Annotated in this window: 13 protein-coding genes; 11 read left to right on the top strand and 2 right to left on the bottom strand. The window is 73.1% G+C overall.

What is annotated here, in order from left to right; all coding sequences use genetic code 11:
• Window positions 1-177: 177 nt before the first annotated feature.
• A complete protein-coding gene (locus ACWGI6_RS13205) occupies window positions 178-1083 on the bottom strand; it encodes a LysR family transcriptional regulator (RefSeq protein WP_453267578.1) in 906 nt (301 codons plus the stop codon).
• 177 nt (window positions 1084-1260) lie between these two features.
• Between ACWGI6_RS13205 and ACWGI6_RS13210 the strand changes: the two genes are divergently transcribed.
• The 9 genes from ACWGI6_RS13210 to ACWGI6_RS13250 all read left to right on the top strand — a co-directional run bounded on the left by ACWGI6_RS13210 (window position 1261) and on the right by ACWGI6_RS13250 (window position 13197).
• Entirely contained in the window at window positions 1261-2151 is an 891-nt protein-coding gene (locus tag ACWGI6_RS13210; protein WP_453267679.1) for an EamA family transporter, read from the top strand.
• A gap of 575 nt (window positions 2152-2726) precedes the next feature.
• Window positions 2727-3530 (top strand): TIGR03084 family metal-binding protein, encoded by an 804-nt coding sequence (locus tag ACWGI6_RS13215; protein ID WP_453267579.1) that lies wholly within the window; start codon window positions 2727-2729, stop codon window positions 3528-3530.
• Window positions 3527-5293 (top strand): acyclic terpene utilization AtuA family protein, encoded by a 1767-nt coding sequence (locus ACWGI6_RS13220; protein WP_453267580.1) that lies wholly within the window; start codon window positions 3527-3529, stop codon window positions 5291-5293. Before ACWGI6_RS13215 ends, ACWGI6_RS13220 begins: the two co-directional genes overlap by 4 nt.
• Complete coding sequence (locus ACWGI6_RS13225; protein ID WP_453267581.1) at window positions 5290-6897, top strand: acyl-CoA carboxylase subunit beta; 1608 nt, start codon at window positions 5290-5292, stop codon at window positions 6895-6897. Before ACWGI6_RS13220 ends, ACWGI6_RS13225 begins: the two co-directional genes overlap by 4 nt.
• A gap of 7 nt (window positions 6898-6904) precedes the next feature.
• Complete coding sequence (locus tag ACWGI6_RS13230) at window positions 6905-8857, top strand: acetyl/propionyl/methylcrotonyl-CoA carboxylase subunit alpha (protein WP_453267582.1); 1953 nt, start codon at window positions 6905-6907, stop codon at window positions 8855-8857.
• Between the two features lie 78 nt (window positions 8858-8935).
• Complete coding sequence (locus ACWGI6_RS13235; RefSeq protein ID WP_453267583.1) at window positions 8936-10099, top strand: acyl-CoA dehydrogenase family protein; 1164 nt, start codon at window positions 8936-8938, stop codon at window positions 10097-10099.
• 130 nt (window positions 10100-10229) lie between these two features.
• The gene (locus ACWGI6_RS13240; protein WP_453267584.1) at window positions 10230-11819 is read left to right on the top strand and encodes a 4-coumarate--CoA ligase family protein; all 1590 of its coding nucleotides are present in this window, start codon (window positions 10230-10232) and stop codon (window positions 11817-11819) included.
• Entirely contained in the window at window positions 11816-12586 is a 771-nt protein-coding gene (locus tag ACWGI6_RS13245) for an enoyl-CoA hydratase family protein (protein ID WP_453267585.1), read from the top strand. Before ACWGI6_RS13240 ends, ACWGI6_RS13245 begins: the two co-directional genes overlap by 4 nt.
• Window positions 12574-13197, top strand: a complete 624-nt coding sequence (locus tag ACWGI6_RS13250; protein WP_453267586.1) for a TetR/AcrR family transcriptional regulator — start codon at window positions 12574-12576, stop codon at window positions 13195-13197. Before ACWGI6_RS13245 ends, ACWGI6_RS13250 begins: the two co-directional genes overlap by 13 nt.
• Before the next feature lie 462 nt (window positions 13198-13659).
• Here the strand turns inward: ACWGI6_RS13250 and ACWGI6_RS13255 are convergent, their stop codons facing one another.
• Entirely contained in the window at window positions 13660-14763 is a 1104-nt protein-coding gene (locus ACWGI6_RS13255; protein ID WP_453267587.1) for a citrate synthase 2, read from the bottom strand.
• A gap of 488 nt (window positions 14764-15251) precedes the next feature.
• On the opposite strand from ACWGI6_RS13255, the gene pdxH reads away from it, so the two are divergent.
• Window positions 15252-15875, top strand: a complete 624-nt coding sequence (gene pdxH, locus ACWGI6_RS13260) for a pyridoxamine 5'-phosphate oxidase (RefSeq protein WP_453267680.1) — start codon at window positions 15252-15254, stop codon at window positions 15873-15875.
• A gap of 475 nt (window positions 15876-16350) precedes the next feature.
• A complete protein-coding gene (locus tag ACWGI6_RS13265) occupies window positions 16351-17925 on the top strand; it encodes a PAS domain-containing protein (protein WP_453267588.1) in 1575 nt (524 codons plus the stop codon).
• Window positions 17926-17932: the final 7 nt, after the last annotated feature.

The following is a 17932-nucleotide window of genomic DNA, read 5'->3' on the forward strand; positions in this document are numbered from 1 at the left end:
CCGGCCCGGCATCCGGTGGGACGCCGAGTGGCACCGGGCGGCGCTGGGCGCCACCGGAGGGCGCCGGGTGGGTCTCTCCGCCCGTCGGTGAGCGTTCCTCCTACGAGCTTATGGAGCGAAGGCGGTAGCTGCATCCCACGGGGATCCGGGATGCGGGCCGCAGCGGCCGGCGTCGTCTCAGCCGGTGTGCGGTGCCTTTCCTCCGGTGCCCGGTGCCTCTCCGCCCGTCGTTCTCCCGATGACCTCGTGGGCCAGCCTGACCAGGTCCGGAATCCGTGGATGCCCCGGGCCGTCGCGCCAGGCGATGACCACCGGGACGGGCGGGGCGTCGGTCAGCGGGACGTAGGCCATGGACGGGTGGGGGTGCATGTCGGCGGTGGCGGAGGTGGTGACGCCCACGGCGCGGCCGCCGGTGATGGCGGCCAGCCAGTCGTCGGTGTTGCCGATGGTGATCGTCGAGGCGGGGCGGGCCGACGCGGGCCACAGGTCGAGGGTGGTGGTGCCGGAGACGGTGTTGAGGGCGATGGTGCGGTCGGTCAGGTCGGTGAGGGAGAGGGCGGTGCGGAGGGCCAGCGGGTCATCGGCGGGGAGCCCGGCGACCCTGGGCTCGGTGGCGAGCTGGTCGGTGATCAGGCCGGGGGCGCGGACCTCGCCGCGCAGCAGGGCCGCGTCCACATCGCCGCGGGCGAGACCGGCCGTGCGGTCGTCGACGCGGAGGAGTTCGAGCGGGGTTTCCGGGTGCTCCTCGTGCCAGCGGCGCAGCAGGGCGGTGGTGTCCGTACCCGCGGCCGACCAGGCGTGGCCCAGACGGAGCGGCCAGGCGGTGTGGGGTGCGTGGCCGAGCGCCCGGTCGAAGGCGGTCACCGCGATCGCGGCCTGGTCGCGGAAGGAGAGGCCGTCGGGGGTGAGCGCGAGGTGGTGGGTGGAGCGGTCGACGAGGCGGACGCCCCTCTCCTGCTCCAGCTGGCGCAGGGTGCGGGAGACGGCCGGCTGGGTCAGATGGAGGCGCTCGGCGGCGCGGGTGATGCTCAGGGTGTCGGCGATGGCGAGAAAGCAGCGGAAATGACGCAGCTCGATGCTCATGCGTGCGGAGCATAACAACAGGGAAACGCGCATTTCACGGACCGGAAGAAGGCCCCGTAGCGTGGTGGCGTGAACGCTTCGCCCGAGAACCCCGATGGCCGAGTTTCTGCCTCTCCCGTCCCCACCGTGCCGACCGCGGACGGGGGGATTCCGCATCCCGTACCGCCGTCGCCCGAGGTGCTGACGGCGGAGGCCCAGGCCGGGACCGCCGGGGCGTCGGGTGCGCGCGGGCGGCTCGCTTCGGTGGCGCTGGTCATCGGCGGGATCGTCTCGCTGCAGTTCGGCTCGTCGGTGGCCGTGCTGCTCTTCCCGCGGGCCGGTGCGCTGGGTGTGGTCACGCTGCGGCTGGTCGTCGCCTCTCTGGTGCTGCTGCTCGTCTGCCGACCCAAGCTGCGTGGCCACTCGCGGGGCGACTGGGCCACGGTGCTCGCCTTCGGCGTCGCCCTGGCCGGCATGAACTCGCTCTTCTACCAGGCGATCGACCGCATTCCGCTGGGGGCCGCGGTCACCCTGGAGTTCCTCGGGCCGCTGATCCTGTCGGTGGCGACCTCGCGCAGGCTGTTGAGCCTGGTGTGGGCGGCGCTGGCGCTGGGCGGCGTGGTGCTGCTGGGGCGCGAGGGTTTCGACGGGCTCAACCTCACCGGCGCGGCGTTCGCGCTGGCCGCCGGTGGTCTGTGGGCCGCCTACATCCTGCTCTCCGCCCGTACGGGACAGCGCTTCCCGCAGGCGGACGGGCTGGCGCTGGCGATGACCGTCGCGGCGCTGCTGAGCCTGCCGTTCGGCATCGTCAGTGCGGGCAGCGCCCTGCTGAATCCGGTCACGGTGGGGCTGGGCGCCGCGGTCGCCCTGATGTCGTCCGTCATGCCCTACACCCTGGAACTGCTCGCCCTGCGCAAGCTCCCGGCCTCCGGCTTCGCCGTGATGATGAGCCTGGAGCCGGCCGCCGCGGCCACCGCCGGGTTCCTCGTCCTGCACCAGGCGCTGGGCTGGGCCGAAGTACTGGCGATCGGGCTGGTCGTGGTCGCGAGTGTGGGGGCGGTACGGAGCGCGGGGGCGGGCTCGCACTGAGCCGCGTCCCGCTGCGGCGCCCTCGGGCCGCCCCGTACGGGTCGCGCTGAGATGCCTGTACGGGGCGTGCTGACGAAGCCCGTAGGGGCGCGCTGACGACGCCTGTACGGGTCGCGCTGACGACGCCCCTACCGCCCGGCTCCGATGACGGCCCCCGTACGCCGACGACGGCCCGACGGACCTCTCCCGTTGCGTGGCGGGCCCGTTGTTCGTGACCGGGAACGCGCCGTCCGGGACCCGGGTACCGCCGTCACCCTTCCCGCCGGACGCCGGCACCGGATCGAAGTCGCCGAGCACGGCGACGTGTTGGCCCTCACGCGGGCCGCCGAGATCCGCCTCGAACCGGTCGTCCCGGAGGGGACGGCCTACTGACCCCCGGCCGGCGGCCATGTCTCAAAGGCGGCGGCGGAACAGAAAATCATGCAGGCGTGCTTGATTGTTTCTGGGTGCGCTGCCACGCTCGGAGCGCACCCGCACCACACCGCACCGCATGGCCGCAGCGCTCCGCCGCGGCCATCGCCGCATGCCAACATGCCCCGCTGCCACGGCAGTCGGGTCGATGAGGGGAGTGTCGCGTGTCCGATCCCGGCGCCGTACTGGCGGATCTCAGGGCGGAGAGCGAGGGGCTGGACGCGCTGGTCGCCGGGCTGTCGGCCGAGCGCTGGGCGGCCCCGACGCCCGCCGAGGGCTGGACCGTCACCCACCAGATCGCCCATCTGGCCTGGACCGACCGGCAGGCGCTGCTGTCGGCCACCGACCCTGAGGGGTTCACGCGGGCCGTCCAGGAGGCGTTCGCCGCGCCGCTGACCTTCGTCGACGAGGCCGCCGAGGCGGGAGCGAAGGCCCCGCCCGCCGAGCTGCTCGCCGGCTGGCGCGACGGCCGCGAGGAGCTGCTGCGGGTGCTCGCCGCACGCCCGACGGGCGAGAAGCTGCCCTGGTACGGCCCGCCGATGAGCGTGGCGTCGATGGCCACCGCGCGGCTGATGGAGACCTGGGCGCACGGGCAGGACATCGCCGATGCGCTGGGTGTCGTCCGGCTCCCCACCGCCCGGCTGCGGCATATCGCCCGGATCGGGGTGCGGACCCGCAACTTCGCCTATGCGACGCATCAACTCGCCCCGCCCGACGAGGAGTTCAGGGTCGAACTGCGGGCGCCGGACGGCACCGTGTGGGAGTACGGGCCGCCGGAGGCCGGGCAGCGGGTGACCGGGGACGCGCTGGAGTTCTGTCTGCTGGTGACCCAGCGGGCGCACCGCGCCGATCTGCCGTCCCTGCGGACCGAAGGGGCGGACGCGGAACGCTGGCTGGGGATCGCCCAGGCCTTCGCGGGCCCGCCGGGGAAGGGCCGGGAGCCGTCCGGGAAGGGCGACGCCTCATGAGCGGCGCCCGCCCCGTGAACGCCACGGGCCGAGCGGACGACCCGGAGCCCGTACGCCCCTTGGGCGCCGACCCCGCCATCCTCCGCGTCGGCAACGCCTCCGGCTTCTACGGCGACCGCTTCGACGCCTTGCGCGAGATGCTCACCGGCGGGCCTCTCGACGTCCTGACCGGCGACTATCTCGCCGAGCTGACCATGCTGATCCTCGGCCGGGACCGTCTGAAGGACCCCACGCGCGGATACGCCAAGACCTTTCTGCGGCAGCTGGCGGACGGGCTCGGGCTGGCCGTCGAGCGCGGGGTGCGGATCGTCGCCAACGCGGGCGGACTGAACCCTGCCGGACTCGCCGATGCCGTACGGGAGTTGGCGGACAAGGTCGGGGTGCCCGTACGCGTGGCACATGTGGAGGGCGATGATCTGCTGGCGCGCGGGGGGTGGGGCGAGGGCGTGCTGACCGCCAACGCCTATCTGGGCGGCGGGGGGATCGCGGCATGTCTGCGGGCCGGTGCCGATGTGGTGGTGACCGGGCGGGTCACCGATGCCGCGCTGGTCAGCGGCGCGGCCCAGGCGCACTTCGGCTGGCGGCCGCAGGATCTGGACCAGCTGGCCGGGGCGGTGGTCGCCGGACACGTCCTCGAATGCGGCACCCAGGCCACCGGCGGCAACTACTCCTTCTTCGGCGCCCACGACCTGCTGCGGCCCGGCTTCCCGCTCGCCGAGATCGCCGCCGACGGCAGCTCGGTGATCACCAAGCACCCGGGGACCGGCGGCGCGGTCACCACCGGCACGGTCACCGCCCAACTGCTGTACGAGACGGCCGGTGCCCGCTACGCCGGGCCCGATGTGACGGCGCGGCTGGACACCGTGCGGCTGGTGGAGGAGGGGCCGGACCGGGTCCGGATCGACGGGGTGCGCGGCGAGGCGCCGCCGCCGACCCTCAAGACCGGGCTGACCCGCCTCGGCGGCTGGCGCAACGAGGTCACCTTCGTCCTGACCGGGCTGGACGTGACGGCCAAGGCCGTGCTGGTCCGCCGGCAGATGGCGGCGGCCTTCGACGCGGCGGGGCACCGCCCGGCCGAGGTGCGCTGGACGCTGGCCCGCACCGACCGGGAGGACGCGGAGGTCCAGGAGGAGGCCAGCGCACTGCTGCGGCTGGTGGTGCGGGACGCCGACCAGGATGCGGTGGGGCGGGTGGTCAGCGGCGCCGCCATCGAGCTGGCGCTGGCCAGCTACCCCGGCTTCCATGTCACCGCGCCGCCCGGCAAGGGCACCCCCTACGGGGTCTTCGAGGCGGTGGCGGTGGACGCGGCCGAGGTGCCGCATGTGGCCGTACTGGCGGACGGCACCCGAATCGACGTCCAACCCGCGCCCGATGCACAGGAGTTGAGGAGACTGCCCGATGCGGCGCTCCCCGAGCCGCTGCCCGCCGGGGCCACCCGGCGCGGGCCCCTCGGCCGGGTCGCCGGTGCCCGCAGCGGCGACAAGGGCGGCTCGGCGAACGTCGGGGTGTGGGCCCGTACCGACCAGGCCTGGCGGTGGCTGGCACATGAGCTGACCGTCGAGCGGTTCCGGCAACTGCTGCCGGAGACCGCCGAACTGCCGGTCGACCGGCACGTACTGCCGAATCTGCGCGCGCTCAACTTCGTCGTCGACGGACTGCTCGGCGAGGGCGTCGCGGCCCAGGCCCGGTTCGACCCGCAGGCCAAGGCCGTGGGGGAGTGGCTGCGCGCGCGGCACATGGACATACCGGAGGTGTTGTGGTGACCGTACTCGCAACCGGGCTCGACCCGGCGGGTGCCGAGTACGCGGAGCGTCGTGGGGCGATGCTCGCGAAGCTGGCGGAGGTCGAGGCGGAACACGCCAAGGCGACCGCGGGCGGCGGGGAGAAGTACGTCGCCCGGCACCGGGGGCGCGGCAAGCTGCTCGCCCGGGAGCGGATCGAACTGCTCGTCGACCCCGATACGCCCTTCCTGGAGCTGTCGCCGCTCGCGGCCTGGGGCAGCGCCTCCCCCGAGTACCCGGTCGGTGCCTCGCTGGTCACCGGCATCGGCACCGTAGCGGGCGTGGAGTGCCTGATCACCGCCAACGACCCGACGGTGCGCGGGGGCGCCAGCAACCCCTGGACGCTGAAGAAGGCGCTGCGGGCCAATGAGATCGCCTTCGCCAACCGGCTGCCGGTGATCTCGCTCGTCGAGTCCGGCGGCGCCGACCTGCCCAGCCAGAAGGAGATCTTCATCCCGGGCGGGGCGCTGTTCAAGGACCTCACCCGGCTGTCCGCGGCCGGCATCCCGACCGTCGCCGTGGTCTTCGGCAACTCGACCGCGGGCGGCGCCTACGTCCCCGGGATGTCCGACCACGTGATCATGGTCAAGGAGCGCGCGAAGGTGTTCCTCGGCGGCCCGCCGCTGGTGAAGATGGCGACCGGCGAGGAGAGCGACGACGAGTCGCTGGGCGGCGCCGAGATGCACGCCCGCACCTCCGGACTCGCGGACTACTTCGCGGTGGACGAGCCGGATGCCCTGCGCCAGGCCCGGCGGGTGGTCACCCGCCTCAACTGGCGCAAGGCACAGCCCGATCCGGGCCCGGCCGCCCCGCCGGAGTACGACGAGGAGGAGCTGCTCGGCATCGTCCCCGGCGACCTCAAGGCACCGTTCGACCCGCGCGAGGTCATCGCCCGGATCGTGGACGGCTCGGACTTCGACGAGTTCAAACCGCTCTACGGGCCGAGCCTGGCGACCGGCTGGGCCGAGCTGCACGGCTACCCGGTCGGCATCCTCGCCAACGCCCAGGGCGTGCTCTTCAGCGAGGAGTCCCAGAAGGCCGCACAGTTCATCCAGCTGGCCAACCAGCGCGACATCCCGCTGCTCTTCCTCCACAACACCACCGGCTACATGGTCGGCAAGGAGTACGAGCAGGGCGGCATCATCAAACACGGCGCGATGATGATCAACGCGGTGTCGAACTCCAAGGTCCCGCACCTGTCCGTCCTCATGGGGGCGTCGTACGGCGCCGGGCACTACGGCATGTGCGGCCGCGCCTTCGACCCCCGGTTCCTGTTCGCCTGGCCGAGCGCCAAGTCCGCCGTCATGGGGCCGCAGCAGCTGGCCGGGGTGCTGTCGATCGTCGCCCGCGCCTCGGCCGCGGCCAAGGGGCAGCCCTACGACGACGAGGCCGACGCCGGGCTGCGCGCCATGGTCGAGCAGCAGATCGAGTCGGAGTCGCTGCCGATGTTCCTGTCGGGGCGGCTCTACGACGACGGTGTCATCGACCCGCGCGACACCCGGACCGTCCTCGGCCTGTGTCTGTCGGCCCTCCACAACGCCCCGGTCGAGGGCGCGCGGGGCGGCTTCGGCATCTTCCGGATGTGAGGCAGAAGTGATCCGTTCCGTACTCGTCGCCAACCGCGGCGAAATAGCCCGCCGGGTCTTCCGCACCTGCCGTGAGCTGGGCATCTCCACCGTCGCCGTGCACTCGGAGGCGGATGCCGGTGCCCCGCACGTCCGTGAGGCGGATACCGCCGTACGGCTCCCGGGCGACGCCCCGGCCGACACCTATCTGCGCGGCGACCTGCTCGTGCGGGCCGCGCGGGCCGCGGGCGCCGACGCGGTCCACCCCGGCTACGGCTTCCTCTCCGAGAACGCCGGGTTCGCCGCGGCGGTGGCCGGCGCGGGGCTGGCCTGGATCGGGCCGCCGCCCGCCGCGATCGAGGCCATGGCGTCCAAGACGCGGGCCAAGGAGCTGATGGCCGAGGCCGGGGTGCCGTTGCTGGCCCCCGTCGACCCCGGACGGGCCACCGAGGCCGATCTGCCGCTGCTGGTGAAGGCGGCGGCGGGCGGCGGCGGCCGCGGCATGCGAGTGGTCGGCGAACTGTCGGCACTCGAAGGGGAGTTGACGGCGGCGGCGGCCGAGGCGGCGTCCGCGTTCGGGGACGGGGAGGTGTTCGTCGAGCCGTATGTCGTGGGCGGGCGCCATGTCGAGGTGCAGATCCTCGCCGATGCGCACGGGACGGTCTGGACGCTCGGCACCCGCGACTGCTCCCTCCAGCGCCGCCACCAGAAGGTCATCGAGGAGGCCCCGGCCCCCGGGCTGTCCGAGGAACTGCGCAGCACCCTCCACCGGGCCGCGGAGCAGGCCGCCCGCGCCATCGGCTACCGGGGCGCGGGCACCGTGGAGTTCCTGGTCTCCGCGGACGGGCGGGCGTACTTCCTGGAGATGAACACCCGCCTCCAGGTCGAGCACCCGGTCACCGAGGCGGTCCACGGCCTCGATCTGGTCGCCCTCCAGCTGAGCATCGCCGAGGGCCGCCCCCTGGACGCCGAACCGCCCCGGACGCACGGCCACGCCGTGGAGGCGCGGCTGTACGCCGAGGACCCGGCGGCCGGCTGGCAGCCGCAGACCGGCACCCTGCACCGGCTGGCGCTGCCCGACGGCGTCCGGCTGGACTCCGGAGTGACCGACGGCGACACCATCGGCGTCCACTACGACCCGATGCTCGCCAAGGTCATCGCCTGGGCGCCGAGCCGCGACGAAGCCGTACGGAAGCTGGCGGGCGCCCTGGAGCGGGCCCGTATCCACGGCCCCGTCACCAACCGCGAGCTGCTCGTACGGTCCCTGCGCCACCCGGAGTTCACCGACCCCGGCGCACTGGACACCGGCTTCTACGACCGCAACCTCGCCGCGCTGACCAAGGCCGGCGACGGTGCGGCGGGCGTCTTCGCGCTCGCCGCGGCCCTCGCCGACACTCACGGCCGCTCCCGCTTCGGGGGCTTTCGCAACGTCCCCTCCGGGCCGCAGGTCAAGACCTACTCCTGCGCGGGCGCCACCTACGAGGTCCGCTACCGGCTCGGCCGGGACGGGCTGTCGGCCGAGGGCTTCCCCGGCGTACGGCTGCTCGCCCTGGGACCGGACGAGGTGGTGCTCGAAGTCGACGGACTGCGGCGGCAGTTCGCGGTCGCCCGCTACGGCGACCGGGTCCATGTCGACGCGCCGCCTCCGCCCGGCGGGGGTGCCACCGGCTCCTGCGCCTTCACCGTGCTGCCGCGCTTCCCCGATCCCACCGCCCGTACGGAGCCCGGCTCACTGCTCGCGCCGATGCCCGGCACGGTCGTGCGGATCGCGGCGGGCCTCACCGAGGGCGACCGGGTCGAGGCGGGGCAGCCGCTGCTGTGGCTGGAGGCGATGAAGATGGAACACAAGATCACCGCACCGGCCGCCGGCACCCTCACCGCACTGCCCGTACACACCGGGCAGCAGGTCGAGGTGGGGGCCCTGCTGGCCGTCGTGGCCGAGACGGCCGTGGCCGAGGAGACCGTGGCGGACGCGGGCTGACCCCGGCCCGGCCGGCCTCCTCCTCCCTACGCGCACCACCCGCACCTCACCCACCGCACACAAGGAGCCGTGACCGCCATGAGCAACCCTGTGATCGAGACCGAGGAACACCGCGCCCTGCGCGAGGCCGTCGCCGCGCTCGGCAAGCGCTACGGCCGCGCATACTTCGCCCGAGTCGTGGCCGAGGGCAAGCACACCGACGAACTCTGGGCGGAGGCCGCCAAGCTCGGCTACCTCGGCGTCAATCTCCCCGAGGAGTACGGCGGCGGAGGCGGCGGCATCGTCGAACTCTCCCTCGTGCTTGAGGAGTTGGGCGCGGCGGGCTGTCCGCTGCTGATGATGGTCGTCTCGCCCGCCATCTGCGGCACCGTCCTCGCCCGGTTCGGCACCGAGGAGCAGAAGCGGACCTGGCTCCCGGGCCTCGCCGACGGCTCCCGCACGATGGCCTTCGGCATCACCGAACCCGACGCCGGGTCCAACTCGCACCGCATCACGACCACGGCCCGCAAGGACGGCGAGGACTGGGTCCTCAACGGCCGCAAGGTGTTCATCTCGGGCGTCGACATCGCCGACGCGACCCTGATCGTCGGTCGCACCGAGGACGCACGCACCGGCCGCCTCAAGCCCTGCCTGTTCATCGTCCCGCGCGAGACACCCGGCTTCGGCCGCAGCCCGATCGCGATGGAACTGGCCGCCCCGGAGAAGCAGTTCGAGCTGACCCTGGACGACGTGCGGCTGCCCGCCGAGGCGCTGGTCGGCGACGAGGACGCCGGGCTGCTGCAGCTGTTCGCGGGGCTCAACCCGGAGCGGATCATGACCGCCGCGTTCGCCCTGGGGATGGGCCGCTACGCCCTCGACCGGGCCGTCGACTACGCCCGTACCCGCCAGGTGTGGAAGGAGCCCATCGGCGCCCACCAGGCCGTCGCCCATCCGCTCGCCCAGGCCCATATCGAGCTGGAACTCGCCCGGTTGATGATGCAGAAGGCGGCGCACCTCTACGACGCGGGCGACGACATGGGCGCGGGGGAGGCCGCCAACATGGCCAAGTACGCGGCGGCCGAGGCCGCGGTCCACGCCGTCGACCAGGCCGTGCACACCCTCGGCGGCAACGGCCTCACCCAGGAGTACGGCCTCGGCTCGATGATCACCGCCGCCCGGGTGGCGAGGATCGCCCCGGTCAGCCGCGAGATGATCCTCAACTTCGTCTCGCACCAGACGCTGGGGCTGCCCAAGTCGTACTGAGCGCGCCATGCTGCCCGGGCCGGCCGGCGCCTCCCCCGGGCCGGCCGGGCGGACCCGCCCCGCCGTACCCGCACGTCCCGCCGTACCCGCACCGCCCGCCGTACCCACCGTCGAAGGGAAAGGCCCAGGCATGGTGTTCCACGTCTTCCACAGCGAGTACGCCGACGTCGCACCCGTAGAGCTGCCGATCCACGAGGCCGTCCTCGGGCGGGCGGCGGAGTACGGCGACCGGCCCGCCCTGATCGACGGCCTCGACGGCACCACCCTCGGCTACGACCGGCTGGACCACTTCACCCGCCGGCTCGCGGCCGCCCTGACGGCGGCCGGGGTCCGCAAGGGCGAGGTGCTGGCCCTGCACAGCCCGAACAGCGTGCTCTTCCCCGTCGTCTTCTACGCCGCCTCACGCTGCGGGGCGGCGGTCACCACCGTCCATCCGCTGGCCACCGAGGGCGAGTTCGCCAAGCAGCTGGGCGACTCCGGGGCCCGCTGGATCGTGACCGTATCGGCGCTGCTGGACACCGCCCGCGCCGCCGCACGGCAGGCCGGCGGTATCGCCGAGATCCTCGTCTGCGACCGGGCCGAGGGCCACCGCTCCGTACAGGACCTCCTCGCCTGCACCGACCCGGAACCGTCCGTCACCCTCGATCCGGCCGACGACCTCGCCGTACTGCCCTACTCCTCCGGCACCACCGGCACCCCCAAGGGCGTGATGCTCACCCACCGCAGCATCGCCACCAACCTCGCCCAGCTGACCCCGCTGGTCGACAATGGCCCCGACGACCGGGTGCTGGCCGTGCTGCCCTTCTTCCACATCTACGGGCTGACCGCCCTGATGAACGCCCCGCTGCGCAACGGCGCCACCGTCGTGGTGCTGCCCCGCTTCGATCTGCGGCAGTTCCTCGCCGCGATCGAGACACACCGCATCACGGCCGTCTATGTCGCACCCCCGATCGTGCTCGCCCTGGCCAAACACCCCCTGGTCGCCGACTACGACCTCTCCTCCCTGCGGTACCTCGTCTCCGCCGCGGCGCCGCTGGACGCCGAGCTGGCCGCGGCCTGCTCCCGGCGGCTGGGCCTGCCGCCGGTCCTGCAGGCATACGGGATGACCGAACTCTCGCCCGGCACCCATGTCGTACCGCTCGACGCGCCGAACCCGCCGCCGGGCGCCGTCGGCAAACTGATCCCCAACACCGAGATGCGCCTGGTGTCCCTGGAGAGCGGCGAGGACGTGCCGCCGGGGGAGAGCGGCGAGATCCTCATCCGCGGCCCGCAGGTCATGAAGGGCTATCTGGGACGGCCCGCCGAAACCGACGCGATGATCGACCCCGACGGCTGGCTGCACACCGGCGACGTCGGGCGGGCGGACGGCGACGGCTGGCTGTATGTCGTCGACCGCGTCAAGGAGTTGATCAAGTACAAGGGCTACCAGGTCGCCCCCGCCGATCTCGAAGCGCTGCTGCTCGGACATGACGCCATCGCCGACGCGGCGGTCATCGGCGTCGTGGACGGGGACGGCAACGAGGTGCCCAAGGCGTTCGTGGTCCGGCAGCGGGGGGCCCGGCTGAGCGAGGACGAGGTCATCGCGTACGTTGCCGACCAGGTCGCCCCCTACAAGAAAGTGCGCCGCGTGGAATTCCTGGAGAGCGTGCCGCGCGCCACCACCGGAAAGATCCTGCGGCGCGAACTGCGCGCCAGGGAAAGGAGCTCGACGGCCCGATGACCGACACACCCGCGACACCCCTGGTGCCGCGTTCCCACGCACACGGCATCACCACCCTGACCCTGGACTCCCCGCACAACCGCAATGCCCTCTCCACCCGCCTGGTGGCCGAACTGGACCGGGCGCTCGCGGACGCCGCGGCCGACGACGCCACGCGTGCCGTCGTGCTCACGCACACGGGCGGCACGTTCTGCGCCGGCGCGGACCTCTCCGAGGCCACCTCGGGCGCGGCGAAGGACGGGCCGCTGGGCCTGGCCCGGCTGCTGCGCAGCATCGTGGAGCTGCCCAAACCGGTCGTCGCCCGGGTCACCGGGCATGTCCGGGCCGGCGGCCTGGGCCTGCTCGGCGCCTGCGACATCTCCGCGGCCGGGCCGGCCGCCACGTTCGCGTTCACCGAGGCCCGCCTCGGACTCGCCCCCGCCGTCATCTCCCTGCCGCTGCTGCCGCGACTCGACCCGCGCGCCGCGGGCCGCTACTACCTGACCGGCGAGAAGTTCGGCGCGGCGGAGGCGGCCAGGATCGGCCTGGTCACGCTCGCGGCCGACGACGTCGACACCGGGCTCGCCCCCGTACTGGACGGGCTGCGCAAGGGCTCCCCGCAGGGCCTGGCCGAATCGAAGAAGCTGGTCACCGCGCAGGTGCTCGCCGCCTTCGACCGCGACACCGAGGCGCTCGCCGAACAGTCCGCGCGGCTCTTCGGCTCCGCCGAGGCCCGCGAGGGCATGACCGCCTTCCTGGAACGGCGGGCCCCGGCATGGGCGCGCTGACCCCCGACCGCGGCCCCAAACGGCCCCAGCAGGAACGCAGCCGCGCCACCCGCCTCAAACTGCTGGAGGCCGCCGTCTCCTGTCTGGCCGAGCGCGGCTGGAGCGGCAGCACGGTCTCCGTGGTCGCCGAGCGGGCAGGCGTCTCGCGCGGCGCGGCCCAGCACCACTTCCGTACCCGCGAGGACCTCTTCACCGCGGCCGTCGAACATGTCGCGGAGAAGCGGCAGAGCGCGGTCAAGGCGGTCGCCCACAACCTGCCGCCGGCCGGCTCCGTGGCCCGCACCTGGATCATCGTCGAGGAGCTCGTCGGCCTCTACACGGGACCGCTGTTCCGCGCCGCGCTGCACCTGTGGGTGGCCGCCTCCGACGAGGACCAGCTGCGTGACCGGGTCACCGCCCTGGAGGCCCGCGTCGGCCGGGAGGCCCACCGTACGGCCGTGACCTTGCTGGACGCCGACGAGGCGGTGCCCGGCGTCCGGGAGACGGTCCAGGGACTGCTGGATATGGCCCGGGGCTTGGGGCTCGCCAACCTGCTGACCGATGACTCGGCCCGCCGCGACCGGGTGGTCGAACAGTGGGCCAAGATCATTGATGGCCTCTTGAGCAAGTAGCTGTCTTCCTGCGTTTTTGGCTGTCCCGCCGTGGTGGTTGTTCGCCGTTGCGCCTCTCCGCTGCGCTTTGCGCCCCACGTTGTCGGCTTGCTCGCCGTTGCGCCTGCGGCGGGCTTGCGGTCGCTGCGCGGGGCTGTCGGGTGCGGTGCCGCTCCTCCGGACTTCGTCCTGCGGCGCGTCCCCTCCCGTTGGGGGGTGGGGAAGGCCGGTGGGGGTGCTCGTAGGTGGTCCAGCGCGCCTCGTGGATCACATGGAAACGGTCACGTCGGTGGCTCGCCCCCACCCACTTTTACTTTCTCCACTCACGGGAGGGGACGGGCCGGAGGGGCCGGTGTGTGGGACGTAAAGCGAAGCAGTCCCACACACCGGCCCCGGAGGCCCGTCACCGCACCCGACACCCACCCGCCCGCCGCAGGCGCAACGGCGAGACACCACCACGGCGGGAAAGCCAAAAACGTGGGATCAACGCGCCGAGAGGCCCTCGAAGCCCGCGATCTCCTCCGGGCCACGCGCCGCAGGCCCCACGTACCGGGCCGACGGTCGCACCAGTCGGCCCGTCCGCTTCTGCTCCAGGATGTGTGCGCTCCAGCCGGCCGTACGGGCACAGGTGAACATCGAGGTGAACATGTGCGCGGGGACCTCGGCGAAGTCCAGGACGATGGCCGCCCAGAACTCGACGTTGGTGGCCAGCACACGGTCGGGGCGGCGGCTGCGCAGCTCCTCCAGCGCGGCCTTCTCCAGGGCCTCGGCGATCTCGAAGCGCGGGGCGCCCAGTTCCCTGGCGGTCCGCCGCAGCACTCGCGCCCGCGGGTCCTCGGCACGGTAGACGCGGTGGCCGAAGCCCATCAGCCGCTCGCCCGCATCCAGGGCCCGCCGGACGTACGCGGCTGCGTCGCCGGACCGCTCGATCTCCTCGATCATGCCGAGGACGCGGGAGGGCGCGCCGCCGTGCAGCGGACCGGACATCGCGCCGACCGCGCCGGACAGCGCGGCCGCCACATCCGCGCCCGTGGAGGCGATGGACCGGGCGGTGAAGGTGGAGGGGTTCATGCCGTGTTCGGCGGCCGAGGTCCAGTAGGCGTCGACGGCCTTGACGTGCTGGGGGTCGGGCTCCCCGCGCCAGCGCTTCATGAAGCGCTCCACGACGGTCTCCGCCTTGTCGATCTCCTTCTGCGGCACCATCGGAAGGCCCGGCCCGCGCGCCGACTGGGCCACGTACGACAGGGCCATGACCGCGGCCCGGGCAAGGTTGTCACGGGCCGTCGCCTCGTCGATGTCCAGCAGCGGCTTCAGGCCCCATACGGGCGCCAGCATGGCGAGCGCCGACTGCACATCGACCCGGATGTCGCCGGAGTGCACCGGAATCGGGAACGGCTCGGCGGGCGGCAGACCGGGGTTGAACGCCCCGTCGACCAGCAGCCCCCAGACGTTTCCGAAGGACACCTTCCCGACGAGGTCTTCGATGTCGACCCCGCGGTAACGGAGCGAGCCGCCTTCCTTATCCGGTTCGGCGATCTCCGTCTCGAACGCGATGATTCCCTCGAGTCCGGGTACGAAGTCGGACATCAGGCAGCTCCTCAAGATGGGGACGGCAAACGGTCCGTGACCGGCTGCCGTGCGGTCGAGTCTCTGGTGTGCGGTGCGGCGGTGGTGTGGTGCCGGTGCGGTTACGCGGCTGCACCGGGCAGCTCGCGGTCCGTACCGGTCACGCCGGTGATGCCCCGCCAGGGCGCGGGTTACGCGGCGGTCTTGCCCGCGGTGGGTCGGACCGCGGGCGGGCAGATCGGGGTGGTGCATCCTTCAGGCCGGACGGACACGATAGCTCTCCCCGTCCGGGGGCCACAGTGGTCCGCCCCCTCATTCTGGCGGGTCTCTCACCTGCGGGGAGGGGTGAGACTCGGCACAATGGTCGATCTGCCGACGGGAGGGTTACGGCCGGTCGACGAGGGGCAGACTTCCGCCCCTCCCGGCTGACCGCGCCGGACCCGATGTTGCAAGATGAGGCCGTGCACCCCGCCGACGCGCCTCATGCCGAGACCCCCGATCCCTCCTCCATGCGTGCGCACTACCGCGCCGAGGGACTCGTCGAGTCCGATCTCGCCGCCAGCCCCTATGACCAGTTCGCGCGCTGGTTCAAGGACGCGACCGTGGCCGGTCTGCACGAGCCGAACGCGATGGTCGTCTCTACGGCTGACGCCGCCGGCCGGCCGAGCTCACGCACCGTACTCCTCAAGGCGTTCGACGACCGCGGCTTTGTGTTCTTCACGAACTACAACAGCCAAAAGGGCCGTGAACTGGCCGCAAATCCGGCCGTCTCGCTGCTGTTCCCGTGGCATCCGCTCGCCCGTCAGGTCGTGGTGACCGGCACCGCGGAGCGCATCGGCCGGGACGAGACCGCCGCCTACTTCCGCACCCGCCCGCACGGCTCCCAACTCGGTGCCTGGGCCAGTGACCAGTCCGCCCGGGTCGCCTCGCGCGCCGAACTGGAACAGGCCTACGGGGAATTGGCGGCCCGCTACCCGGAAGGCGAGCAGGTGCCGGCGCCGCCGCACTGGGGCGGCTACCGGATCGCCGCCGAGACGATCGAATTCTGGCAGGGCCGGCTCAACCGGCTGCACGACCGGCTGCGGTACGTGCGCGAGAAAGGGACCTGGAGAGTGGAGCGCCTGGCGCCCTGACGGCGGGCCAGGCACCTGACGGCACGCGCCTCGTCCCGAGGGCTGCCCGTCCGTCGTGTGCAGACGCAGATCACGCGGCGCCGGTGTCGACAACGTCTCGACAACGCAGACGACCCGCGGGCTGTTTCCTCCGCGCTCGGTGGCGCAGAGGGCCGGTCGGACGAACCGGCAGCCCGCGGGTCGGGTGACTGCTTGGGATTGGCCGGCTGCGCATCTGCAGTATGCGCTGGTCCGGCGCTGCACTTCAGGGTGAAGCGACGGGCCGCTAGCCCGCAGCCACCTCACGCGTCCGGTGCGAAATCATCTGCCGAACCACCTCCCTTCTCGTGTGCTCCACACATTAGGAAGCTGTCCGGCCGCACACAAGGGAATTTCCCGTTAGCAACGATTTCCGCGAATCGGGTGTGGGGTGAGTCACGTTCCAGTTGAATGTTCCCAGGTGGAGCACGTGCGGCCGCGTTCGTAAGGGGTGCCAGTGACTGCTTCGTCAGCTTCTTCTGCCTCGTCGGCGGCGCGCTGCTCCGCCGACGAGACCGATGACTCCGGTCTGCTGGCCGCGCTCCTGGACGGCATGGACGCCGCCCTGGTCGCCTTCGCCGCGGACGGCACGGTCACCCACTGGAACCACGAGGCCCAACGCATCCTGGGCTGGACCACCACCGAAGCCGTCGGCCGTACGGGCCTGGCCGGCTGGGCGGTCCGCAAGGAGGACGCCGACGGGATCGAGGCCGCCCTCGCGGCCGCGATGCGCTCCCCGGGCCGCCAGGTGCAGGAATTCGCCCTGCTGACCAAGGACGGCCACCGCGTCCTCGTCCGCACCCAGGCCTCCGCGGTGCGCGGCCCCGGCGGCCGGGTCGCGGGGGTGTACTGCGCCTTCAGCGAGGTGCACACCCAGATGGACCTGGAGCGGTCCATCGCGCTCAGCGAGGCGCTGTTCGAGGATGCGTCGTGGGGCGTGGTGCTGATCGACGCCGATCTGCGGCCCGCCGCCGTCAATGCACACGCCGCCCGTGCCCTGGGCGTGGGGCGCACCTCTCTGCTGGGGCGCCCCCTGGGCGAGCTGCTGGCGCAGGGTGTCGAGGAGCTGGAGTGCGCCCTGCAGCATGTCCTCGCCGAGGGCGCGCCGCCGGCCGTCACCGAGCTGTGGGTGACGCTGCGCTCCGAGGAGGCCGAGCTGCCGCGGCGGTGCTGGCGCAGCGGCTTCGTCCGGCTGGTCTCCCCGCTGGCGGAGGAGCCGGTGCCGCTGGGCGTGGCCTGGCTCTTCCAGGACGTCACGGACGCCAAGCGCGCCGAGCAGGACAGCTCGCTGCTGCGCTTTCGCGCCCATCAGCTCCACCGTGCCGGCCGGGCGGCAGCGGAGTGCCCGGACCCGGCCGAGGCCGCCGCGGTCCACCTCGACTTCGCCCTGGCGGGCTTCGCCGACCACGGCCTGGTCGACCTCGCCGCGACGCACGCCCCGGCGCCGTACGGAGCGGTCGCCGAGGGGGATACCTACGACGACGCGTACGGCGACGCGCCCTCCGCGTACGACGACGCGCCCGGGGCGGAGGGCGAGGCGTCCGACGCGTCCGCGGTGTCGGACGGGGCGGGCTCGCCGGGCGGCGCCGAGCCGCCGGCCGGCCCCCCGCAGGCGGCCACCACCGGCGCGGATACCGGTCGGCGCGGGCGCCGGGGCACGCCTCGGCTGGTGCGGACGCTGGCCTCCCCCGCCGGGTCTCCCGGCCCCTCGGAGATGCTGCCGGCGGCCGGTATTCCCACGCCGTACGTGCCGGGGCATCCGGCGATCCAGGCCTACGAGCGGCGCGGTTCGGTGCGTACCAGCGCAGGTACCGCCTCGCCCGAGGGCTGGGCGGCCGCCCGCAACTGGCCGGACGGCACCGTGCACGGCCTGTGTGTGGTGCTGCGCAGCCGTGGCCGCACGCTCGGCGTCGCGACCTTTCTGCGGGCGCCCGCGCGCCGCCCCTTCGACCGTGCGGACGCGGACTACGCGGAGGAGGTCGCGGCCCGGATCGCCACGGCCCTCGACCTCGCGGGCGCGGCGTCGTGCTGAGGCGGCC

It is taken from the genome of Streptomyces sp. NPDC054786 (assembly GCF_053611685.1).